A 23,838-nucleotide genomic window follows, 5' to 3' on the forward strand; every position below is an offset into this window, starting at 1 on the left:
CGCCCGCGGCGGTGCTCGCCCCGATCCCGGCGCGGTACTGCCGTCCGGTCTCACCGTCCCGACGACCGTCCGAAAATGGCCGCTCCCGGACTCCGGATGGCCCGTTTCGCATGCCCGAAAGGGTGCTCGCCGCATGCCAAAGGATTGACGCCGCAGGATCGCCGCTTACAATCCCCATAGCATCCGCCGTAGCGGCGATTCAGTCCAACGAGGTTTATCCGCCGCCATGATCGCATTCACTGACCCCGCGCGCCCTCAGCGGCGGATAAACGCTATTCGTTATGCGTAACGCAAACAATAAGCTTATGCGCGTTCTGAACCTTCTCATTCTGTCGCTGGCGCTCACGTTGTCTGGCTGCACGACAATTCAGCGCACCGCACACATGTACTCAAGCGAAGCTCCGCAACCTCTTACATTTCAGTACAAGGATGGCGGTTCAAGCGTTTACTACTCGTTTGAGGTTGATCGCGCTTTGCAGCCAGATACTGTGATCTTCTTTTATGGTGCAACTGGCTGCCCAAGTTGGAAATCTGTAATGCCTGGCTACGTGAGCGGCCTTACGGTCAGTGCACGCGTTTTCGTGCTAAACAAACGATTCGTGCCTGACCGTTCAATGGGCCTGCTCGACTGTGGTCGAGACTTTCATCTCGCAAACAATCCTGAGCAGTGGGTCGCTGACTACTCCGAATTCATTTCCGCACAACTAAACGCGATCATTCCAAAGCCAACCAATGTTGTCTTAGTTGGCGTCTCTGAAGGCGCCCTTCCGGCGGCAAGAATAGCGGGGCAGTCGCCGGGTATCACACACCTTGCCATTATTGGCAGTGGCGGTTACTCAATGCGCAAGTCCCTTGGAACGCTTAAGGAGAGGGGAGCCACATCGTTTGACGTCCAGGCAGGCTGGGAAAAGATCGCGACCGATCCGCGAAGCATCGAAAGAAATTGGTACGGCAACCCCCATCGATGGTGGTCGGACATCATGGACATCGATCCGCTTACCGACTATGTCAAGCTCAACATTCCGATCCTACTGGGCATTGGCGAAAACGACGCGAGTGTTCCGGTTGAGTCTGCGCGCTTCTTGGAGTCAAAGTTCAAAGAGGCGGGCAAGCGCAACCTTATCGTCAAAGTCTATCCGGGTGCCGATCATCGCTTAAGCGGAAACGGCGCTTCATATCGTGCCGAGTTCTTTTCTGAATTGAGTCGCATGCTGCATACCCAACGCATAACATCTCCGAATAGCCCGCCTCGCGCGGTTGCCGGTTACCTCAACTACATGGACTCCCCCGATTTTCAAGGGGCTTTTTCTAGGCCGTCATTCAATACCGACTCCTCCGATCTCGCGCTCATGGGGTTTCGTCGATCCGGTGAAGGACAAACTGCAGCTCTACATGCGGCCTGTTGGTGAGCGACATGCGCTCTGGCCCTGATGACAATGCGCCGCGCGGGGCCCTCATTCGTTAGCCGGTCTGGCTTTGCCGCCTTGGAGTTAACCAGGGTCGCCCGCGTCGGTTTGAACCGTCATCGCATCAACGAAATGTCCTCGCAGCGTGAGGGAGTGAGACGCTTCTTTCTTCCTTGCAGACTACACAGCGGCCGGGCGCCGATACGCGTCGCCCTTGGCGAGGATCGCCCAGATCATGCGTGCATGTTTGGCGGCCAGCGCAACAGTGGCCTTGCGGTAGCCGCGCCGTTCGATCAGCGAGCGGATCCAAAGGCTCAGCCGGTCATTTTTGGTACCCAGTGCTGCGAGCACCGCGCGGGTGCCGTGGATCAGCAGCGTTCGTAGATAGACGTCGCCCTGTTTGGTGATGCGCCCCAGGCGCACCTTGCCGCCGGTCGAATATTGACGCGGGACCAAACCGAGCCAGGCGGCGAATTCGCGCCCGCTCTTGAAGACCTTCATGTCGGCGACGCTCGCGACGATCGCGGTGGCGGTGATCGATCCAACGCCGGGCATTTCCATTAGGCGCTGCGCCGCTTCGCTGTGGCGGGCCAATGCTTCAATCTCGCGGTCGTAGGCGAGAATTTGCGCATCGAGCGCGCCAATGCGTTCATTGACCTCGCGGAACAGGCGGCGCGCGAGCTCGGGGATGCCGTTGCCGGTGTCTTCAAGCACTGGCGGCAGTTTGTGGCGGAAACTGTAGCGGCCGCGCGGCAACACCATGCCGAATTCGCACAGCATTCCGCGCAGCTGGTTGATGAGCGCCGTGCGCTGGTCGGACACTTCCTTGCGCACGCGATGCAGCGCCAAGATGGCCTGCTGCTCGACCGATTTCACCGCGACGAAGCGCATGTTCGGCCGCGCGACCGCTTCGCAGATCGCCTCGGCGTCGTTGCCGTCGTTCTTCCCGCTCTTACGGTACGGGGCGACAAAGCGCGGGGCCATGATCCGCGCGTCGTGGCCGAGCCGGCGCAGCTCGCGTGCGAAATGATGCGCCCCCGAACACGCTTCCATACCGATCAGGCACGGCGGCATCTGCGCGAACATCGGCAGCAGATCGGCCCGTCCGACACTTCGCCTGAGCAGCACCTTGCCATCCCTCCCGACCCCATGCACACTGAATACATTCTTCGCCAGGTCGATACCGACAGTGGTAACGTTCATTTCGACTCCTCCTCACCGTGATTGAGACTTTCGCAATCCCAATCTGGCACACCGATGCCCCAGGTGCAGGGGGAGTCCATTTCATTCGTTAGCTCTCATCAAATCCATGCGCCTGACCAAACGAGTGTTTGTCATTGCTGCACTAGCCTTTTCATCTCTTGGCTTCGCACGACCTGCTGCTGCGCTACCCGGCCCGGTGGCCTGCGCGCTCATTGACGTTACGAATTTGGAATCGCTTCCGGATGGGACTCTAGTCCAGCCTTCCGCAACCGAGGAGCAGCGAAGGGAGTTCCTCGAATTGCGAGCAAAGGCGAAGGCTCGCATCACCTCTACCTTCGGCGAGCCTCACGCCCACCCCATAGTCGCTTTCATTCACCATCCCGGCAGTTTTTGGTCAGTTACTGCAAAATCTACGGGAGGCACTCATTTTGTCGGCTCTCGGGCATGCGTCATCCTCGGGCCCCAGGGAAACAATGTTGATGTTGTCGCGCATGAACTGATGCATGCGGAACTCTCTGAACGAGTTGGTTATTGGCGTCGCTTCACTGAAATTCCGACTTGGTTTGATGAAGGTATCGCTATGCAGGTAGACTTTCGTTCTCGCTATACCATGAGCGAACAAGGCGCTACTGATACTCGGTACGTTCGGCAGCTTACCTCGTTCGAACAGTTCTTCTCCGGTAATGAAATTGGCATTGTCAAAAATTACGCAGCCGCCAAGGTTGAAGTCAGAAATTGGTTGGAAGGCGCAGGCGCCGCGACGATTTACAGCCGCCTCGAGCGCATTCGCAACGGAGAGAGCTTCGATGCCGTTATTACCAGGTAGGCTGAGAGCTAACCCTGCCCCAAGGGACTTCTCGTCAACCCCTTCCTTGCAGACCGGCCGCAGGCCGAACCGACCGTTGATCATGTGCGCATCTTCATCTCCTGCCGAGCACGCCGGGGCGTGACCGGGTTTTGACTGCCGGCATTGCGATGGACAAGGACAGAACAGACTGCCTTTCCCCAATCGGCCTTGTTCGGCGCGTCAGCGCCGGGGCCCTGCGATTAACCGCACCGGCTGGCCTCAATCGCTCGTCGGCGCGACCGGGGCGCGGGGATCAGCCGCGACACCCTGCGTGGTCGGCCATCAGGTTAGCCAGGCTCTCAGCCGGTCGGTCTGACCTGTTTGTCTATCGCGGACGCGCAGTCATGGAAACACCCTCAATGGAACCTGCTGATTCAGGACGCGGGCTGTTCAGCCATGCCGTGCCCCTGGCGCCACGCCTCGGAGTTGTAGGCTTCGCCCCGGGCGAGCACCGCCCACAACAGGCGGGCGTGCTTGTTGGCGATCGCGACCAGCGTCTTGTGGTAACCGACCCGGCCGTTGAGCGTCACGATCCACTGTTGCAGCCGCGTGAGCGCCTCGGGGGCGGTTCGGTGCTTGCGCAAGGTGGCGGCGAGCACGCTGCGGGCACCCTGCACGAGCAGCGTGCGCAGGTAGTCGTCGCCGCGCCGGGTGATGCGCCCGAGTTTCGGTTTGCCGCCGCTGGAATACTGGCTCGGTGTGAGGCCGAGCCACGCGGCGAACTGGCGGCCGTTGTGGAACATCGTGGCGTCGCCGACGCTGGCGACCACCGCATCAGCGGTGAGCATGCCGACACCGGGCAGGTCGCGCACCCGCCGGGCGGCGGCGTCCTCGGCCTGTTGCGCGGTGATTTGCCGGTCGCACTCGGCGATGCGCCCATCGAGCGCGTCGAGCTGGTCGTGCACGGCTTGGATCAAGTGACGGATCGGCGCGGGCTGCGCGGTGTCGAATTCGTGCTCGGCGAGCTTATGCCGCAACCGCGTCGCGCCCGTGTCAACCACCATACCGAATTCGGCGAGCAGCCCCCGGATGCGGTTCAAGAGCGCAGTGCGCTCCTCGATCCAGCCCTGCCGCAGGCTGTGCCACGCGAGCCGCTGCTGCTGCTGCGCTTCAGTCTTGACCGGGATGAAGCGCATCCCTGGCGCGAGCAGCGCCGCGACGATCGCCGTCGCATCGGCCCGATCGTTCTTGACCGCCTGGCGCTTGCGGTACGGGCGCACGAATTCGGCCGCCATCAGCCGCGGTTCGAGCCCCAGCGCCTGCATCGTCCGGCCCCAGCAATGCACACCGCCGCAGGCTTCCATCCCGACGAGCGTGCCCTGCGGCAGCGTCGACAGCCACGCCACAAACCCCGTCCGGTTGAACTCCCGCGTCTCGATCACCCGCCCCGCCCCGCGCCATCGGCCACGCAGGCCACGAACACGTTCTTTGCCAGATCCACGCCGACCGTCGTAGTATTCATTTGGACTTCCCCTTTCGCCACCTCGGATTGAGCTTCAGCAATTCAATCTTGGCACTTCGATGCCGGGCGGCAAAGGCCGCCGGCGGAAGTGGGAAGTCCCTTTGTAGTCGGTCGAGGGGACGCCGAAAACACCGCCTTGGTTTTTCTCCGCCCGCCTCGCGCGGCGCCCCTCACCTCAACGTTGGGCAGCAAAAGGAGCGTAGATGGTTTCCCCCGCACAAACACCACAGCCGCCGTATTTCGCTGTCATTTTCACGTCCGTCCGCACTGACAGCGACAACGGTTACGGTGAAACGGCAAAACAAATGGTGGAGCTTGCCTCAAAACAACCGGGGTTCCTTGGCGTCGAGAGCGCACGGCAAGAAATCGGAATCACCGTTTCATATTGGGCAAGTCAGGAAGCAATAGCGGCCTGGAAGGAAGACATCACTCACCTCCAAGCTCAGGGGCGCGCAAAGGAATGGTATCAGACATTTCGTGTCCGAGTCTGTCGTGTTGAACGCGAGTATGGTTTCTGACTTTCTGCCCATCCCGGCAGTCGAGCGGACCTGCGCGAAAAGCCGCGCAGGCCGCTCACTTCTACGATGCGGCAAGATCGAATCTGTAACGTCCCACTGATGGAGAAGGGCTTATGAGTTCGTTGAACGTTGAACAGTGTGACGGCGTTGGTCATATCACGTTGAATCGGGTTGGCGTACTCAACGCGCTAAGCCGTGAGTTCTGCCACGAGATAGACGTCGCTCTGTGGGCCTTGGAAAATACGGAGAGTGTTCGCGCTATTCTTATTTCATCAGCACTCAAGCACTTTTGTGCGGGCGCGGACATCCGGGAAATGTCGGAGATGACAGCTGAAGAGGCAATCGCAGGCAATTTCATCGGTTGTGTTTCAAGTTTGCCGGAAATTTCAAAACCAGTAATTGTTGCTGTCAGCGGCTTGGCTGCTGGCGGCGGCTGCGAATTGGTCGAGATGTGCGATATCGTCATCGCGGCGGCCACTGCAAAATTTTGCCACCCTGAAATCACGTTAGCGGCGATGCCCGGAGCAGGAGGAACGCAACGACTGTCCCGAGTTGTTGGTAAACATATTGCAATGGATCTACTCTTAACTGGCCGAGCCCTAAGTGCAGACAAAGCTCTCGCTGCTGGGTTGGTTTCCAGAGTCGTTCCGGACGAACAACTGGAAGATGTGGCGTTGGCTGTCGCAAAGCAGGTAGCTTCATTTTCCGGTCCTGTTGCTCGTCGCATCAAGGCGTCGGTCAACGACACGCAAGTCAATCTGGCATCTGGACTAATTGCCGAGCGTGACCGCTTTTACTGTTGTTTCACCGAGCATGATTTTCGCGAAGGCGTTAGTGCATTTATTGAAAAACGGAACGCCCATTTTGTTCACCGATAGATGGGTTGATCACCTCAGCAAGAAATTGTATTTCAATATAATCGGTACAAATTTCACATAACACATCATTCCACTGGGCCTGCGCAAAAAGCCGCGCAAGCCAGAGAATTCCAACGTTATGGCACTTATGCCGAATTATTCAACCGCCAATGAACTAAACGTGCGTCGCACTCTTCTGCCTTCGTTGCTCCTGCCGTCCCTGGCCTACGCCGATGGCTATTCGTCTCCATACGGTAAATGGCCTGGCCAAACACAACAAATTCGGCGGCAGGTCTCAAAGTTGGGGGCAGCCTTGTCTTTTACCCCAAGGCAAGCTGCGAGAGCTGACCCCGCACCCGCACAAGATCTCACCCCGCTGCGCACTTGCGCACCCGAGCCTCGTCGGTAGTAAGCTTGCCGCGAAGCCGTCGAAACTCTTCCTGCTGCGCACGCCATGAGAACCATTCCAGACGAATCAGAAAGCTTGATACGGCCTGCGTCGCGTGGAGGACCGATGGTCGCTCAGCTCGCGGGCCTGTCGCCGGCATATTTCGGCATGGTCATGGCGACGGGCATTGTCTCGCTCGCGGCACACCTGCTGGCGATGCGATCCGTAGCCAAGGCGTTGTTCCTGCTGAATTGCGTCGTTTATATCGTGCTGTGGTTTCTTACCCTATTGCGCATCGTGCGCTACCCGCGGCGATTCTTCGATGACCTGATCGATCACCTTCGCGGGCCCGGTTTCTTCACGTCCGTGGCGGCCACATGCATTCTCGGCAGCCAGTTCGTGCTGCTGGCGGGGGAATACCGCATTGCCATGGTGCTCTGGGGAGGAGCGGCCGCGCTGTGGATCGGACTCACCTACGCGATCTTCACGGGCCTCACGGTCAAGGAGCACAAGCCGCCGCTGCATCAGGGGATCAGCGGCGCCTGGCTGCTCGCCGTGGTGGCCACGCAATCGATCGCGGTGCTCGGCGCATTGCTTGCGGCGCATATCGAGCAGCCAGGCCGGCTGGAGATGAACTTCCTGGTGCTTTCGATGTGGCTGTGGGGCGGCATGCTCTATATCTGGATGATGTCGCTGATTTTCTACCGCTACACATTCTTTCCGTTCTCTCCCAGCGATCTGTCGCCGCCGTACTGGATCAACATGGGCGCGATGGCGATCTCGACGCTGGCAGGGTCGCTGCTGATCCTGAACGGGCATGACGCGCCTTTCCTGCAGTCGCTGCTGCCTTTCATCAAGGGGTTCACCGTCTTCTACTGGGCGACCGGCACATGGTGGATACCGATGCTGCTGCTCCTGGGCGTGTGGCGCCACGGCTATCGGCGTTTCCCACTGCAGTACGATCCGCTTTACTGGGGCGCGGTGTTCCCCCTGGGCATGTACGCGACCTGCACGCACCGGATGATCGAGGCGATGGGTTTCGAATTCCTTGGCTTCCTGCCGGAGCTGTTCGTGTACATCGCGCTAGCTGCGTGGATAACGGTATTCGCGGGATTTTCCCGCTATCTCCTGCGACACATCAATGCATTTCGTTTCTAAACATCCTCCAGCGCAAGGCAGCTGACGAAGAGGTTAAAGATGAAGTGAGCTATGAGCAGATTAAAGACCCCAAGGTAAAGCAGCGGGCAGTTGCTCTCGGTACCGTAAAACAGTAGTCACCGCCGAGCTAACCATTGATTGCAGCGGACTGTCAAAATGCTGCGCATTTTTCCGTCCAGGGGCGCGCCGCAAGCGGCGCGCCCCTGGATTTTGAACGTCCGAACACCAAACCATTCGTTTTCCCCGGAGATGAAAATGCCGAAAATCGAACCAACTTCCGTAGAGATCAAGTGGCTTGATGAACCAGAGGAACATGACTATCCTGCTGCTGAATCCTATCTCCAGCTACTATTCAACGACCCCCAGTTACCCGAAATAATCAAAGGACTTCGTTCCGCTGCTATTCGCCAATTCAAAGCCAAGGACATTTTCAGGGCTTCCCAGCTATCTCTCCTCGGCGTAAGCAATTCACATGTCGAGAAGGACCGAAAGAAAATAAAAAAGGGGGTTCCCATGTCCCCTCTGCTTCTGGTGCGAGACACACAAAATAAAAAACTTATCATTGCAGATGGCTATCATCGCCTATGTGCAATATACGGGTTCAATGAGGACATACTGATTCCTTGCAAAATCATATAAGCTAAGCTGCTGCCGCTGCACGACTGAAGTGAAAACCATTGCCCTCTTTCTCGTCACCGCCGTCGCGGAAATTGTCGGTTGCTATCTTCCCTATCTCTGGCTGAATCAGGGAAGAAGCCCTTGGTTGCTCGTTCCGGCCGCGCTGAGCCTGACACTGTTTGCCTGGCTGCTGTCGCTGCACCCCACTGCGGCCGGTCGCGTCTATGCGGCCTACGGCGGGGTTTATGTTTTCGTGGCGATTCTTTGGCTTTGGCTCGTTGATGGCATCCGGCCTTCTGCGTGGGATATCGTCGGGTCGCTCGTGGCGGTCTCGGGGATGGCGATCATCATGTTTGCGCCGCGAAGCGCGTAACAGTCGAGAAGGTGTCCGCGATGCGTATCGCCTGGATTTCCGGCCTGACCGCACTGGCCTTGCTTGCCGGTATCGCCTGGTATCTCGAACCGCTCGGTCCCGGCGCGCTGGCGCTGCAGTTCGCCTTCACGCCCAGAGCTTTCGGCTGGATCATCCACACCTGGTCGCCGGCCGATCTCGCGCGTTATCGCGACTACCTGCCGGCCGATCTGGCGCTGCTCGCGGCGTACGGAGTGTTCGGGTATTTCGCCGCCACGCGTGCGAGCGTCTTCAGCGCCTGCTCTCCGTCGTTTCGCCGTGTCCTGAGCTGCCTTCTGCCCATTGCTGCCGCCTTCGGCGCGCTCGAAAACGCCTTGCATTGGTGGCTCACGGCGGCGCCCCGTTTCGGGGTTCCGCTCGCGTACGCGGTGTCGGCTGGCGCTTCCTTGCTGCAGTGGCTGCTGATCGTCGGCTTCGGTCTGCTGTCGATCCTTGCGATCCTGCGCGACGAGGCCTGATCCTGTGCCCGGCTCGGGGAGGCCGTGCGTCTCGAGCCTGATGGTCGGTTTATAATCAGCCGAGCTTATTATCCTGCAACGTCCCGTGCCCCTCAGCGAAACCAGCTTCACACTTCTGCTTGCGGATGCCGCGCGCCTGATGCGGCACTCCTTTGTCGACGCGATTCAGGGCAGCCCGCTGACGCTCGCGCGAGCGCGGGTGCTGATCCATCTCGAGCGCAACGAGGGCATCCGGCAGGTAACGCTTGCGGAACGGCTGAAGATCCAGCCGATGACGCTGGTGCGGATGATCGACCAGCTCGCGCGCGAGGGGCTGATCGAGCGGCGGCCGGATCCCGAAGACCGGCGCGCGCACCGGCTGTACCTGACCAAGGCGGCACGGCCGCAGCTCGAGATCATCGCGCAGGTCGGCGTGGCCGTGCGCGAAAAGGCGCTGGCCGGGATGAGCGAAGCCGAACGGACGCAGACGCTTGCAGTGCTCCAGCGCATCTGCCGCAACCTCGCGGCGGAGTAAGGGCTTCTCCCTCCCACCCCACCCTATTCGACGGCCGCCACCGCGCGCATCACGCGATAGACGGTCGAGCGCGACACGCCGAGCGCCTGCGCGGCGGCACTGACGTTGCCATCGAGGCGCTCCAGCACCCACGCCACGTAGTCACGCTCGACGTGCTCCAGCGGCAGGATGTCGGTGAATGCCGGTACAGGCGGGAGCGCTGCCGGCTGTTCCAGTGGCAAGCGCAGGATTGCGCACACGGCGGCCTCGTCGATCGTACGGTCGTCGGCGAAGGCGACGAGGCGTTCGACGGCGTTGCGCAGCTCGCGCACGTTGCCCGGCCAGGGGTAGGCGCACAGGCGCGCGAGGGCGGCGGACGTGAGCTGGAGCGGCGCCGCGCCGCGGGCGCTGCGCCGCATGAGGTAGTCGACCAGCAGCGGGATGTCCTCGATGCGCTCGCGCAGGGCCGGCACCGGGATGTGCATGACGTTCAGCCGGTACAGCAGATCGTGGCGGAACTTGCCTTCCGCGGCGAGCGCTTCGAGGTCGCGGTGTGTCGCGGCGACGACGCGCGCGTTGGTGCGCCGCAGTGCGGTGGCGCCGAGCTGACGGAATTCTCCAGAGTCGAGCACGCGCAGCAGCTTGGCCTGGCAGGCGGCCGGGAGTTCGCCGATTTCGTCGAGGAACAGCGTGCCGGCGCTGGCGACTTCGAAGAGGCCTTCCTTGTCGGCGGTCGCGCCGGAAAACGCGCCGCGCTTGTGGCCGAAGAGTTCGCTTTCGACGAGCTCGCCGTCGAGCAGGCCGCAGTTGAGCGGCACGTAGGCTTCGCCGGCGCGCGGGCTCCAGCGGTGCAGCAGACCGGCGACGATCTCCTTGCCGGCGCCGCTCTCGCCGGTGATCAGCACCGGCAGGTCGAGCGGCGCCGCCTTGCGCACCTGTTCCAGCGTGCGCTGCCACACCGCGCTGCGGCCGATCACGGCGGTGTCGTCGGACGCGCGCAGGTGCGCGACCTCGGCACTCAGCGCGGCACAGCGGCGGGCGAGCATGCGCTTTTCGAGTGCGCGCTCGACGACGATGTCGAGCTCGGTGAGCTTGTAGGGCTTGGACAAATAGTCGAACGCGCCGAGCTTCATCGCGGCGATCGCGCTGTCGACGTTGCCGTGCCCGGTGAGGATGACGACCTCGACCTGCGGGTCGAATGCCTTCAGACGCTTGAGTACCTCGATGCCGTCGATGCCGGGCATCTTGATGTCGACCAGCGCGAGATCAACGCCGCCGCGCTGCGCACACTCCAGGGCGGCTTCGCCGTCCGCGGCCTCGCTCAGGCGGTAGCCGGCGCGGCCGAGGCGGCTCGTCAGCAGCTGGCGGTACAGGGATTCGTCATCGACGATGAGGATGTGGCCTTTCATGGCAAACTCGTGTCGGCGCCCGCCGCGTCGGCGGGCAGGTGGATGCGGAACCAGGCGCCGCCTTCGGGGCGGTTGCCGCACTCGATGCGCCCGCCCAGTTCGGTCATGATTCCGTAGCAGATCGACAGCCCCAGGCCGGTGCCGCGCCCGGGCGCCTTGGTCGTGAAGAAGGGATCGAACACGTGGTCGATGACGCCTGCCGGCAAGCCGGATCCCTCGTCGAGCACTTCCAGATCGACGCCGCCCTCGGCGGGCCGCAGGATCACGCTGACCCGGCCCGCTCCGTTCATCGCTTCGCCGGCATTCTTGATGAGATTGCGCAGCATCTGGTCGAGGAGCGTCGGGTTGGTGGCGATGCGCGGCAGCGCCGCGTCGAGGGACAGGTCGACCGCGAGACCGCGCGTGAGCCCGATGTCGCGATAGGCCGACAGGCGCTCGCGCACCAGCATCCCCACGTCCACGACCTCGATCGGCACCGCCTGCTTGCGCGAGAACAGCAGCAGGTTGTCTGTGATGGCCTTGCAGCGATGCGCCTGCTCCTGGATCGTTGTCAGGCCCTGGCGCAGGACGTCGAAATCGGGGTTCGAGCGGGCACCAGGGATCGACTCCATCAGGGCCTGCAGTTCCTCGGCGAAACCGGAGACGAGGCCGAGGGGGTTGTTGATCTCGTGCGCGATGCCCGAGGCGAACTGTCCCAGCGAACTGAGGCGGTTGGCCTGCGCGAGCTGGCGCTCCATCTCGCGCCGCGCCGTGATGTCGCGCGCGACGCCGATCACGCCTTCCGGCCCGCCGGCGGTGGACAGGACTGCCGAACTGACCTCCAGCAGGCGGTTCGGCGCGCCGCTCGCAGCGAGCATGATCTCGAACGGCGGACCGCCCTCGCCGTTCAGGCGCCGACGGAAGTCGCGCTCGACGCGCTGCGCCGACGAATGGAGCATCAGCTCGCCGCAGCTGCGGCCGATCGCGCGGTCCGCCGGCACGCCCAGGAGTTCGGCCATGCGCGCATTCACGAAGCTGAAACGGCCGTCGAGGTCGAGGATGTAGACCGCGTCGTTGATGATGTCCTGGATCTGCTGCTCGCGGTTCTCCAGCCGCGCCGCGTACTCGGTGAGCTTGCGCTCGCGCTCCTGCTGCGCGGTGATGTCGATCGCGAGCCCGCTGTAGCCGACGATCCTGTCGCCCTTGAGGACCGGCTCCACCTGTAGCCGCATCGGCACCGGGCACCCTGCCGCATCGCGCATCACGACGTCGAGCCGCGTGGCGGTGCGGGCGGTGGCGATGCTCTTCAGGAAGTTCGCAGCCGCCCCCCGATGCGCGGGCAGGACGAGATCCTTCAGCCGCATGCGCGGCAGCTGCTCGGGCGAGATGCCCAGGCGCGTGCGCCCCGCCTTGTTGAGCTGCAGCATGCGCCCCGAGACGTGCAGCGCGAACACCATCTCGGGCAGGTCTTCGATCAGGTTGCGGTAACGCTGCTCGGAGGCTTCGAGTTCGCGCGTGCGCTCGTAGACCTTGCCTTCGAGGACGTTGATGCGGTCCTTGATGTTCAGCGGCTGGAAGTACTTGCGCAGGCCGGAGAACTCCGGCGCGCAGTCGGCCGCGTTCATCAGCGTCCACGCGCAGTGATCGTCGCCGCGCCCCTCGCAGGCGTGCTCGACGCAGATCATGTCGGTCTGGAACACGTAGGACGCGAAGCCCGACGCGTAGCCCGCCAGCGTCCAGCACACGGCCTCGTCGGACTGCCCGAAAAGCCGCAGATGCTGCTCGGCCTCGTAGGAATGGCGCCAGAAGCCGCTCATGCGGTAGTGGCCGCGCTCGCGGTCCACCTCGACGCTGTGCGTCTCGACTTCCGCGATGCCGGAGAACATGTGCACGCGCGGCCCGCCACGCACGAACTCCTCGACCGTGTCGGGGTGCATGAAGCCGGGGAGCAGGCCCGCGTCCTCGTGGCCGCTGCTGAAACCGTAGCGCGTCAGGATGACTTTGGCGATGTCGGCGCCGAGGGTCTCGACCAGCTCCTTGCGCAACGCGCCCATCGCATCGGTATGCAACAGGATCGCGCGTCGCCCGCTGAACTCGATCGCCCCCCGGTCCGGCGCGAACTCCACGAGGGAGTGGAAATCCAGCTGATCGGCGCGCATCTTGCCCTTTTCCTTACAATTTACGCGTCGATCATATCCCGTTCCCCCGGCCCGGCGCCTTCGCGACCCGGGCCGGAACGCTCCCCGCGTCGCTCAGTGAGCGCCCTGCATTTCCTCGTCGAGACGCGCCGGTGCGTCCGCCGACCGCTGCGCCGTCGCCGTTTCGGGGTGGGAGAACTGCTTGACCAGCAGTGCAACCGTCGCGAGCAGACCCGGAATGGCGACGACCATGAACACCTCGCTGAACCCGAGCTTCTGCCGCGTCAGCTCCGCGACCAGAAAGGAGCCCGCGATGCCGCCGAAGCGGCCGATCCCGAGCATCCACGCGACCCCCGTGGCGCGGCCCTGCGTCGGATAGAAGGCCGCGGCAAGGGCCGGCATCGAGACCTGGGCGGTGTTCATCAGCGTTCCGGCAACGAACACGACGACCACCAGTGCCCCGACGTTGCCGGCCGCCTGACCGATCGCATAGATCGCCACCGCCGTCAGCGCGTAGCCCACCGCGATGATGCGGTTGGCGTTGAAGCGGTCCATCAGCCAGCCGAAGAAGATCGCACCGCAGCCGCCGAGCGGGAACAGCGCAGCGACCAGCGTCGCCGTTTTCGGGTCGAGGCCCGCATCCTTGAACAGGATGGGCATCCAGTTGATCAGCGCATAGAAGATCACCAGGCCCATGAAATACGCGAGCCACAGCATCAGCGAGCCGACCGCGTAGGAACGCGACAGCACCACGCCCAGGCCGCGCTTGCCGGCAGCAACCGATTTCGTCTCGGTCAGCGTGAACGCGCGCGCGCCGGACGCCGCAGCCGAGATCCTGCCAAGTACCGCCCGGATGCGATCCGCCGGCAGCCCCTTCGCCACCATGTAACGCACCGATTCGGGCAGCGCCAGCAGCATCAGGACCACGAGAATCACGGGCGCGACCCCGCCGAGCACCAGCACGCTGCGCCAGCCGAAGTGCGGAATCATCCAGGCTGCGAGGAAGCCTCCCAGCGCAGCGCCGAGCGGGAAGCCGGAAAACATCGCGTTGGTGATCAGCGCGCGGCGCTTGCTCGGGGAATATTCGCTGATCAGCGTCACCGCGTTCGGCATCGCGGCGCCCAGACCCAAGCCCGTGGCGAAGCGCAGGACCGTGAGCCCCTGCAGATCCGCCGCGAAGGACGAAGCCAGGCACGCCGCCGCGAACACCAGCACCGATGTGTTGAGGACCATCCGCCGGCCGAAGCGGTCCGCCAGCGGGCCGGAGGCGAGCGCCCCGCCAGCCAGGCCGAACAGCGCCGCGCTCAGCACCGGCGCCAGCGCCGGCTTGGTGACGCCCCATTCCTGGATGAGCGAGGGCGCAATGTAGCCGATCGCGGCGGTGTCGAAACCGTCCAGCAGCACGATCAGGAAGCACAAGGCAAAGATGACCCACTGGAAGCCGGAAAACGGCTGGTGATCTATGAAGGACTGAACGTCGACGGCGTCATTGCTGGACACGGTGGTCTCCTCGATGGCCGAATAATGAGCGGCTGACGGGTGGCCCTTCCCGCGACAGCCTCTTTGCTGCAGGCGGGCGACCCTGGCGCCGGGTCGCCCTGGGCAGTTCGTCAGTTCCTCACGCGGCGGCCGCGGCGTGGCGCTCGTGCAGCGCGCGCAATCGTCCGCGCTGCAGCTTGCCGGTCGGCGTGAGCGGCAGGGCGTCGAGCCAATGCACCCAGCGCGGGCGCCGATGGCCCGGCAGTGCGGCGACGCCCTCCTCCACGCGCTGACGCGCCTCGGCCCAGCGTCCCGGCGCCGCCACGGCGAGCACTGCCAGCGCCGTCAGGCCGTCGGCCGATTCGACGCCGACCGCCGCGATCTGGTGCAAGGCATCGCCGCAGTGCGACGCCAGCGCCTGCTCGACCCACAGCGTGCTGACCCACTGGCCCGCGATCTTCAGCATGTCGTCGTTGCGCCCCGCGTATTCGAGGCGACCGTCCGGATAACGCAGGAACATGTCACCCGGCGAAAACCAGCCGTTGTCGAAATCGACCTGCGCGTCCGGCCGCTTCCAGTAACCGACCGCGACCGTCGTATGGCGCACCCAGATGCGCTGCGGCAGATCCGCACCGATCTCCGGATTGAAGCGCACTTCCGTCAGCGGCGTCGGGCGCATCAGGCCCGAGTCGTCGTCGCTGTAGAGCATCAGGCATAAGGTCTCGGACGTCCCATAGCCGCTGATCAACGTACAGCCGGTCTGCTCGCGCCACCCCTGGCGGATCGCGAACGGCAGCGCTTCGCCGGCCGACACGAAATGGCGGATGCCGCGGTCCGCCAGCCGCGCGGCCACCCCCGTCTGCAGCATTTTGTTATACAGCGTCGGCACGCTGAAGAGCAGCGTCGGGCGATGCTTTTCGACCATTTCTTCGACGCGCTCAGCTGTCGGCCATTCGCGGTCGAGAATCACCGTCGCGCCCGCACGCAGGCCCGCGAACAGGCTGTTGCCGAGCGCGTAGGCGAAGAACAGCTTGGACGTCGCGTACAAGCGGTCTGCCGCCGTCAGTCCCGCGAGATTGCAGGCGAAGGAATGCGCGTTCACGACGACGCGCTGCACGTGGATCACCCCCTTCGGGGTCCCGGTCGTGCCCGAAGTCCCGATCCACAGTGCCGGATCCTCGGCGTCGCGCTGCACCGCGTCGATCCCCCGGGCGTCTGCGAGCGCCCGCGTCCAGTCGGATTCCCCGCCGCTGACCACGGCCGGCCCGCCGGGGACTGTCGCGACCAGCCCCTGCAGATCCTGCACCAGATTCGGCTCGCACCACACGAAACGCGCTTCGCACTCTTTCAGGAGCGGGGCGAGTTCCGGCATCGACAGGCGCGGATTGACCCCGATCGCGACACCGCCGGCCCAGATCGCACCGAGATAGGCCACCGCCCAGTCGTCGCTGTCGGGCGCGAACACGATCACCCGGTCGCTTGTCCCAAGCCCCACTGCCTGCCACGCCTGGGCCGAGCGCCGCACACGGTCCCGCAGGTCCGCGTAAGTCACCCGCCGTTCTTCGCATTCGATCGCGATCGCCGTGTCGGCGCCAACCGAAAGCAGGATTTCAGCCGCATTCATTCGCATTTCTCCATAACGACAGGCTCCCGACGCGGGGCCCGCACAGTCTTGAGGTGAATCGAAGCACGCCGTTGGCCAACGAATTTGAGCGCACGATAGGTCGGACGCGAGACCGCAACAATACGTGCGAGCGGCTTTCTGCACCTTATTTGATTGATATCAAATTATCTTGCGGTGCACTACTTTCGCCGCTTGCACGGCTTTTCCCCCGGATTCTGTTGCGCATCCCGCGCCATTGCTGGATTCCTCACCATTCTCTTGCAAGCTCGTCACGAGTCCTGCTCCCGATCGCCCGCAAAACAAGGATTCACCCGCCTTTTTTGTTTGACTTCAAACAATTTTATTGCCACACTTGATTCAACCCCGGACACAGGAGAACGAGATGGGAATCAGGGACAAGGTTGAACAGCTCTGCTCGCGTCTGCACGACGGGCCGCAGTACGCAACGCAGGGTGCCGTGCTGTTCGTCGATCTGGAAAAACGCCAGACACTTCGCAAGTACCTGCCGCTCGAGGTGCTGCGCACCTACCTCGGCGGGCGCGGCGCCAACATGTACCTGCTCTACAACCTGCTGCAGGACAAGCGCGAAGCCCTCGATCCGGAAGTCCCGCTGATCTTCGGCGCCGGCACGCTCACCGGCGACATGCCGGCGGCCACGCGCGGCAACTTCACCAGCCGCTCGCCCGAGAGCGACGCGATCCTCGACACCAACGGCGGCGACTACTTCCCGTCCTTCGTCAAGCGCCACGGCTACGACCACATCGTCCTGTACGGCCTGGCGCCGCAATGGACGCTGCTGCGCATCGCGCACGACGAGGTCGAGTTCCATGACGCCACACCCTACCTCGGCCTCGACAACCTCGCCCTGCCCGGTGCGGTCGAACGCGATTTCGACTGCACCGAACGCAAGGACATGGCGCTCGCCCGCATCACCAGCGCCGGCGAGAACCTCGCGCTGTGCAGCGGCATCATGGGCGGCATCAAGGCGATCTGGGCGCGCGGCGGCGGCGGCGCAAAAATGGGTTCGCTGCGCCTGAAGGCCATCATGGTGCACGGCAAGCCCGACGAGGCGCCGAAGGTGGCCGAACTCAAGGCCCACAACAAGGTGATCGGCAAGAAGATCACCTCCACTTCGGTCATCAAGAACGCACTCAAACAGGTCGGCACGCCCTTCCTGTACAAGCCCTCGCGCGTGCTGGGCGCGCTCGGCACGCTGAACAACCAGAAGACCGCGTGGCACGAGACGCTCGACGCCGACAACTTCGACCCCTACCGCCCCGGCATGGACGGCTGTTTCAAGTGCCCGGTGCATTGCCGCAACCTCAACGACATGACGCCCGAAGGCAAGGGCGGCTGGGGCTCGGCGGCGCTCAAGGGGCTGAAGGGCAACGCCAGCTACGACAAGGCGCAGGCCGACATCGAGCACGGCAAGCAGCGCACCTACAACGGCATCAAGGGCGACGGCAAGTTCGACCAGTACGACAAGGGCGACGGTCCCGAGTACGTCACCGTCGGCAAGTTCGGCCCGATGATCGGCCTGAAGGAGCCGGAGCACATCCTGCGCCTGAACAATATCCTCAACGACCTCGGCCTCGACTCGTCCTCGACCGGCAGCGCGATCGCGTGGGCGATGGAGCTGTGGCAGCGCGGCATCATCGACGCGAGCCATACCGGCGGGCTGGACCTGTCGTGGGGCAACTACGAGACGGTCGAGAAGCTACTGTTCATGACCGCGAAGCGCGAAGGTTTCGGCGACACCATCGCCGACTCGGCACGCGCCGTCGAACGCGGCAAGTACCCCGCCGCGGCGCTCGACTATCGCATGGCGGTAAAGGGCCTGTTCCAGTCCGATCCGCACGACGCGCGCATCCTCAAGGCTTTCGCGCTCGGCCTGTCGGTCGCCACGCGCGGCATGGATCACCTGCGCAACCGCGTCACGCTCGAAATCAACGCCCGCATCAACGACGACGCCGCGTTCAAGACCGAACTCTACGGCGGTACCGTCGCGCCCGAGCCGAACCGCTACGAGGGCAAGGAAGTCGCCGTGCGCCGCTGCGAGAACACCTTCGCCGTGGGCGACTCGGTGGGCATGTGCCGCTTCAACACCAAGCTCTTCAACTCGCCGACCACGCCCGACTGCGGCGACTTCGCGACCCAGGTGTCGACCGCGACGGAGCTGGAGTTCACCGGCGAGCAACTGAACGAGATCGGCCGCAACATCACGGGTCTGGAACGCCTGCTCAATTTCCGCTTCGGCCTGCGCGCCAAGGACGACACACTGCCGAAACGCTGGTTCGAAGAGGAAATCCAGGTCGGCCCCTTCACCGGGGAGAAGGTGGACCGCAAGGAATTCGAGGCGATGAAGGCGCGCTTCTACGAAGTCACCGGCCTCAACGCCGAGGGCGTACCCAAGGCCGAGTGGCACGAACGGCTCGCCACCACCACCACCGGCTTCGCGGTGCGTGTCGAACTCCCCAACGTGCTGCCCGGCGCGCCAGAAAAGACGGTCGTGATCGACGAACCGGTCACCAACGTCGTCGCGCTGCGCGACGCCCTGGCCCGCCGCCTGCCCGAGGCTCGCGAGGCGCTCAACGACCACTCGTGGAACATCGCGGTGAATGGCCACATGGTCCTGTCGGGCGAGCGCAATGCCATGCTGCACCACGGCGACCGCGTCGCCTTCGTGCCCATCATCGCCGGCGGCTGATCGGGACGGGACACGCGGGCGCCCCCTCCCCCGCGTGCAAAAAAGCAAACGGCGGACGATATCCTCGTCCGCCGTTTTGCGTTTGTTGCGTGCTACTTTTCCAGCGGCCTTCCTACTGCCAGCCGCCCCCCAGCGCCTTGTACAGCGCGATACGGTTCGTACCGTCGGACTGGCGCACGGCGATCAGGTCGAGTTGGGCCGCATACAGGCTGCGCTGCGCATCGAGCAGGCCGAAATAACTGTCGACGCCGGCCTTGTAGCGCGCCTCGGAAAGCTTGAAGCTCTCCCCGGTCGCCTCGACCAGCTTGCGCCGTGCATCGAGCTGCTCGGCGAGCGTTGCCCGGTCGGCCAGCGCATCGGCCACTTCGCGGAACGCCGACTGGATTGATTTCTCGTACTGCGCCACTGCGATCTCCCGCTGCACCTTGGTCGCCTCCAGGTTCGCCGTGAGCCGGCCCGCCTCGAAGATCGGCAGCGAAATCTGCGGCACGAAGCTCCACGTGCCCGATCCCCCTTCGAACAACCCGTCGAGCTTGCTACTCGCGGTGCCCGCCGACGCCGTCAGCGAGATGCGCGGGAAGAAGGCCGCGCGCGCGGCGCCGATGCTGGCGTTCGCCGCGCGCAACTGACGCTCCGCCTGCAGGATGTCCGGGCGGCGGGTCAGCACCTCCGACGGCACGCCGGCCGGCAGCTCGGCCACCGCCGTGATCGACTCGGCGAAGTCCTGTGGCATCAGCGACGGCGGCACCGGGGCACCGACGACCAGCGCGAGCGCGTTCTGGTCCTGGGCGACGAGCGACGCATACCGCGCCACGTCGGCGCGCGCGCCCTCGAGCAGCGTCTGCGCCTGGCGCAGATCCAGTGCCGAGGTCGCCCCGACGTCGAAACTGCGCTTCGTCAGGTCGTAGGACTTCTGCCGCGTGGCGAGCGTATTGATCGCCAGGGTCTGGCGTTCGCGATCCGCCGCGAGCCGCAGCCACGCATCGGCAACTTCCGCGACGAGGCTGATCTGCGCGCTGCGGCGCGCCTCCTCGGTGGCGAGGAATTGCTCGAGCGCCTGTTCGTTCAGACTGCGGATGCGACCGAAGAAATCGAGCTCGTAGGCCGAGAACCCCACCGTCGCACTGTACTGCCGCGTCGTGCCCGCCCGACCGGTCCGGCTCAGTTCGGCCGGCAAGCGCTGCGCCGTCTGCCCGGCGTTCGCCGAGATCGACGGGAACAGGTCCGCGCGCTGGATACCGTACTGCGCCCGCGCGCGCTCGATGTTGAGTGCGGCGACGCGCAGGTCGCGATTGTTCGCGAGCGCGAGTTCGACGAGTTCGCGCAAGCGCCCATCCGCGAAGTAGTCGCGCCAGGCCGGCGCATCGGGGGCGCCAGCCGTCGCGGGCGCATCGGGGAACGCCGCCGGCACCGGCGCGGCGGGGCGTTCATAGGCCGGAATCAGCGAACAGGCGCCCAGCAACGTGGCGGCCATCGCGACGGCCAGGGTACGCAATGCAGTCATCACTCGGCCTCCTGCACGGCAGGCACTTCGGCCGCGGGCGACTCCTGCCGCGGTTTGTCCTTGAAGATGCGTTTGATCACGACGTAGAAGAGAGGGATGAAGAAAATGCCCAGCGCCGTCGCGGCGATCGTGCCGCCGAGCACGCCGGTGCCGATCGCATGCTGGCTGCCCGCGCCCGCACCGGTGGCTTTCGCCAGCGGCAGCACGCCCAGGCCGAAGGCGAGCGAGGTCATCAGGATGGGGCGCAGCCGCATGCGCACGGCTTCCAGTGTCGCCGCGATCAGATCCTTGCCCTCTTTCTCCATCTGCGCCTTCGCGAACTCGACGATCAGGATCGCGTTTTTGGACGACAGGCCGATGGTCGCCAGCAGGCCGACCTGGAAATACACGTCGTTGGACAGCCCGCGGCCGGTCGCCGCAAGGATCGCGCCGAGCACCCCGAGCGGCACCACCATCATCACCGCGAACGGCACCGACCAGCTTTCATACAACGCCGCGAGGCACAGGAACACCACCAGCAGCGACAGCGCATACAAGGCCGGAGCCTGGGCGCCCGCACGACGTTCCTCGTACGAGGTGCCGGTCCATTCGTAGCCGATGCCGGCAGGCAGCTTCGCCATGATTTCCTCCACGGCCGCCATCGCCTCACCGGACGACAGACCCGGCGCAGCCTGGCCCAGAAGCTCGATCGACGGCTGACCGTTGTAGCGCTCCAGGCGCGGCGATCCATAGACCCAGCGCGCCGTGGTGAATGCCGACAGCGGCACCATCTGGCCCTGCTTGTTGCGCACGTACCACTTGCCGAGATCCTCCGGCGTCATGCGCCCCGGCGCATCGGCTTGCAGATAGACCTTCTTGATGCGGCCACGGTCGATGAAGTCATTGACATACACGCCGCCCCAGGCCGTGTTCAGCGTGTCATTGACGTCCGCCACCGCCACGCCCAACGCTCCGGCCTTCGCGTGATCGATGTCAAGCTGGTATTCGGCAACGTCGTCCTGCCCGTTAGGTCGCACCGCGACGAGCCGCTTATCCTGCGCCGCGAGGCCGAGGAACTGGTTGCGGGCAGCGACCAAGGCATCGTGGCCCAAGCCGGCGCGGTCCTGCAGCATCAGGTTGAAGCCGTTCGCGGTACCCAGTTCGAGCACCGCCGGCGGCACGAAGGCAAACACCATCGCCTCGCGGATCTGCGAGAACGCGGCCATGGCGCGCCCGGCCACCGACTTCACGTCCCGTCCGGGTTCATGACGCTCGTCCCAGTCCTTCATGCCGACGAAACCGAGGCCCATGTTCTGGCCGCTGCCGCCGAAGCTGAAACCCGCCGCAGTGAAGATCGAGCGCACGCTGTCCTTCTCGGTCTCCAGGAAGTGCTTCTCGACCTTCTTCAGGACCTCGACCGTGCGCTCCTGCGTCGCCCCCGCCGGCAGCGTGATCTGCGTGAACATCACGCCTTGGTCTTCCTCGGGCAGGAAGGAAGTCGGCATGCGCGTGAACAGCAGCCCCAGCACCACGACGATCGCAACATAGATCGCCAGGAAGCGGACACTGCGATGCAGGATGCGGGCGACGGCCGACTCGTAGCGCTGCGTATTGCGCGCGAACATCACGTTGAACCAGTGGAAGAAGCGCCCGAAGAGGCCCCGCTCGCCGTGCTCGTGCCCCTTTTCCACCGGCTTGAGCATCGTCGCGCACAGCGCCGGCGTGAACACGATCGCGACCAGCACCGACAGGCCCATCGCCGCCGCGATCGTGATCGAGAACTGGCGGTAGATGACGCCGGTTGAGCCGCCGAAGAACGCCATCGGGATGAACACCGCCGACAGCACGAGACCGATGCCCACCAGCGCGCCGGTGATCTGGCTCATCGACTTCTTCGTCGCCTCCTTGGGCGACAGGCCCTCCTCGGTCATCACGCGCTCGACGTTCTCGACCACCACGATCGCGTCGTCGACGAGCAGGCCGATCGCGAGCACCAGGCCGAACATCGTCAGCGTGTTGATGGAGAACCCCGCGGCCGCCATCACGCCGAAGGTCCCGAGCAGCACCACCGGCACCGCGATCGTCGGAATGATCGTCGCGCGGAAATTCTGCAGGAACAGGTACATCACGAGGAACACCAGCGCGATCGCCTCGATCAGCGTCTCGACGACGCCTTCGATCGAAAGCTTCACGAACGGTGTCGTGTCGTAGGGCACCACCACTTCCACGCCGGGCGGGAAATACGGCTTCATCTGCTCCATCTTGGCGCGCACGGCCGCAGCCGTGTCGAGCGCGTTCGACCCTGCCGCGAGCTTGATGCCGATACCGGCTGCGGGCTCGCCGTTGAAGCGGCCGAGGATGCCGTAGTTCTCGGCACCGATCTCGATGCGCGCAACATCCTTGAGGCGCACTTCGCCGCCCTGCGCCGAGCTGCGCAGCAGGATCTTCTCGAACTGACCGACCGATTCGAGCCGGTTCTGCGCCGTGATCGTGGCGGTGAAACCTTGCCCGGATACCGCCGGCGTGCCGCCAAGCTGGCCGGCCGACACCTGCGCGTTCTGCACCCGGATCGCGTTCTGCACGTCACCGGGGGTGAGATGGAAATTGTTCAGCTTCGCCGGATCCAGCCAGATACGCATCGCGTACTGCGCACCGAACACCTGCACCTCGCCGACGCCCGTCACGCGCGACAGCGGATCCTGGACGCTGGAAACGAGGTAGTCTGAGAGGTCGGCCCGATCCTGCGTTCCGCCCTTCGCGACGAAACCCAGCACCATCAGGAAGTTGCGCGCCGACTTGGCGACCTGCACGCCCTGTTGCTGTACCGCCTGCGGCACCAGCGGCAACGCCAGTTGCAGCTTGTTCTGCACCTGCACCTGGGCGATGTCGGGGTTGGTTCCTGCATCGAAGGTCAGCGTGATCGTCGCGCGGCCGAAGGAGTCGGACGACGAACTCATGTACAGCAGCCCGTCGAGGCCGGTCATCTTTTGCTCGATGACCTGCGTCACCGAGTCCTGCACCGTCTTCGCCGAAGCGCCCGGATAGGTCGCGTTGATCACCACGGTCGGCGGCGCGATCGACGGGTACTGCGCCACCGGCAGACGCAGGATCGACAGCGCGCCGAACAGCATGATCACGATTGCGATGACCCACGCAAAGATGGGCCGGTCAATGAAAAAACGTGCCATCGTCGGCTACC

The 23,838-nt window shown here is 64.0% G+C and carries 17 protein-coding genes and 1 pseudogene; 10 read left to right on the forward strand and 8 right to left on the reverse strand.

What is annotated here, in order from left to right; translation table 11 throughout:
• Positions 1–305 precede the first annotated feature (305 nt).
• Entirely contained in the window at positions 306–1,409 is a 1,104-nt protein-coding gene (locus CDA09_RS15620; protein ID WP_164844429.1) for an alpha/beta hydrolase family protein, read from the forward strand.
• Positions 1,410–1,586: 177 nt separating this feature from the next.
• On the opposite strand, the gene CDA09_RS15625 is transcribed toward CDA09_RS15620, so the two are convergent.
• Positions 1,587–2,609 carry an IS110 family RNA-guided transposase gene (locus CDA09_RS15625; protein WP_121429173.1) on the reverse strand — a complete coding sequence of 341 codons (1,023 nt, stop codon included), beginning with the start codon at positions 2,607–2,609 and terminating at the stop codon, positions 1,587–1,589.
• 106 nt (positions 2,610–2,715) lie between these two features.
• Here CDA09_RS15625 and CDA09_RS23195 point away from each other — a divergent pair, with 106 nt between their 5' ends.
• A complete protein-coding gene (locus CDA09_RS23195) occupies positions 2,716–3,435 on the forward strand; it encodes a hypothetical protein (protein ID WP_128106577.1) in 720 nt (239 codons plus the stop codon).
• 395 nt (positions 3,436–3,830) lie between these two features.
• Here the strand turns inward: CDA09_RS23195 and CDA09_RS15635 are convergent.
• Positions 3,831–4,918, reverse strand: a pseudogene (locus tag CDA09_RS15635) (IS110 family RNA-guided transposase).
• 203 nt (positions 4,919–5,121) lie between these two features.
• On the opposite strand from CDA09_RS15635, the gene CDA09_RS15640 reads away from it, so the two are divergent.
• The 7 genes from CDA09_RS15640 to CDA09_RS15670 all read left to right on the forward strand — a co-directional run bounded on the left by CDA09_RS15640 (position 5,122) and on the right by CDA09_RS15670 (position 9,841).
• Positions 5,122–5,436, forward strand: coding sequence for an antibiotic biosynthesis monooxygenase family protein (locus tag CDA09_RS15640; protein WP_121429496.1), 315 nt, complete (start codon positions 5,122–5,124; stop codon positions 5,434–5,436).
• 113 nt (positions 5,437–5,549) lie between these two features.
• On the forward strand, positions 5,550–6,314 hold the full coding sequence (locus CDA09_RS15645; RefSeq protein ID WP_121429497.1) for an enoyl-CoA hydratase-related protein: 765 nt from the start codon (positions 5,550–5,552) through the stop codon (positions 6,312–6,314).
• 493 nt (positions 6,315–6,807) lie between these two features.
• The gene (locus CDA09_RS15650; RefSeq protein ID WP_121429498.1) at positions 6,808–7,839 is read left to right on the forward strand and encodes a tellurite resistance/C4-dicarboxylate transporter family protein; all 1,032 of its coding nucleotides are present in this window, start codon (positions 6,808–6,810) and stop codon (positions 7,837–7,839) included.
• A 156-nt stretch (positions 7,840–7,995) separates the two neighbouring features.
• Positions 7,996–8,478: a hypothetical protein gene (locus CDA09_RS15655; RefSeq protein ID WP_217351253.1), complete on the forward strand. Its 483-nt coding sequence runs from the start codon at positions 7,996–7,998 to the stop codon at positions 8,476–8,478.
• A 28-nt stretch (positions 8,479–8,506) separates the two neighbouring features.
• Positions 8,507–8,830: a YnfA family protein gene (locus CDA09_RS15660; RefSeq protein WP_121429500.1), complete on the forward strand. Its 324-nt coding sequence runs from the start codon at positions 8,507–8,509 to the stop codon at positions 8,828–8,830.
• A 20-nt stretch (positions 8,831–8,850) separates the two neighbouring features.
• Positions 8,851–9,327: a hypothetical protein gene (locus CDA09_RS15665; protein ID WP_174718444.1), complete on the forward strand. Its 477-nt coding sequence runs from the start codon at positions 8,851–8,853 to the stop codon at positions 9,325–9,327.
• Between the two features lie 85 nt (positions 9,328–9,412).
• Positions 9,413–9,841 carry a MarR family winged helix-turn-helix transcriptional regulator gene (locus tag CDA09_RS15670; RefSeq protein ID WP_217351254.1) on the forward strand — a complete coding sequence of 143 codons (429 nt, stop codon included), beginning with the start codon at positions 9,413–9,415 and terminating at the stop codon, positions 9,839–9,841.
• Positions 9,842–9,864: 23 nt separating this feature from the next.
• Here CDA09_RS15670 and CDA09_RS15675 read toward each other — a convergent pair whose 3' ends face one another.
• The 4 genes from CDA09_RS15675 to CDA09_RS15690 form a co-directional block, all read right to left on the reverse strand.
• Positions 9,865–11,229, reverse strand: a complete 1,365-nt coding sequence (locus tag CDA09_RS15675; RefSeq protein ID WP_121429501.1) for a sigma-54-dependent transcriptional regulator — start codon at positions 11,227–11,229, stop codon at positions 9,865–9,867.
• Positions 11,226–13,367, reverse strand: a complete 2,142-nt coding sequence (locus tag CDA09_RS15680) for a PAS domain S-box protein (RefSeq protein ID WP_121429502.1) — start codon at positions 13,365–13,367, stop codon at positions 11,226–11,228. Before CDA09_RS15680 ends, CDA09_RS15675 begins: the two co-directional genes overlap by 4 nt.
• Before the next feature lie 93 nt (positions 13,368–13,460).
• Complete coding sequence (locus CDA09_RS15685; protein ID WP_121429503.1) at positions 13,461–14,846, reverse strand: MFS transporter; 1,386 nt, start codon at positions 14,844–14,846, stop codon at positions 13,461–13,463.
• A 118-nt stretch (positions 14,847–14,964) separates the two neighbouring features.
• Positions 14,965–16,449, reverse strand: coding sequence for an AMP-binding protein (locus CDA09_RS15690; RefSeq protein WP_121429504.1), 1,485 nt, complete (start codon positions 16,447–16,449; stop codon positions 14,965–14,967).
• A gap of 382 nt (positions 16,450–16,831) precedes the next feature.
• On the opposite strand from CDA09_RS15690, the gene CDA09_RS15695 reads away from it, so the two are divergent.
• Positions 16,832–19,156 (forward strand): aldehyde ferredoxin oxidoreductase C-terminal domain-containing protein, encoded by a 2,325-nt coding sequence (locus CDA09_RS15695; protein WP_121429505.1) that lies wholly within the window; start codon positions 16,832–16,834, stop codon positions 19,154–19,156.
• A 112-nt stretch (positions 19,157–19,268) separates the two neighbouring features.
• Here the strand turns inward: CDA09_RS15695 and adeC are convergent, their stop codons facing one another.
• A complete protein-coding gene (gene adeC / locus CDA09_RS15700; RefSeq protein WP_121429506.1) occupies positions 19,269–20,660 on the reverse strand; it encodes an AdeC/AdeK/OprM family multidrug efflux complex outer membrane factor in 1,392 nt (463 codons plus the stop codon).
• Positions 20,660–23,827, reverse strand: coding sequence for an efflux RND transporter permease subunit (locus CDA09_RS15705; protein WP_121429507.1), 3,168 nt, complete (start codon positions 23,825–23,827; stop codon positions 20,660–20,662). Before CDA09_RS15705 ends, adeC begins: the two co-directional genes overlap by 1 nt.
• Between the last annotated feature and the right edge of the window lie 11 nt (positions 23,828–23,838).

Origin of the sequence: Azoarcus sp. DN11 (assembly GCF_003628555.1) — a bacterium.
Taxonomy (GTDB): Bacteria; Pseudomonadota; Gammaproteobacteria; order Burkholderiales; family Rhodocyclaceae; genus Aromatoleum.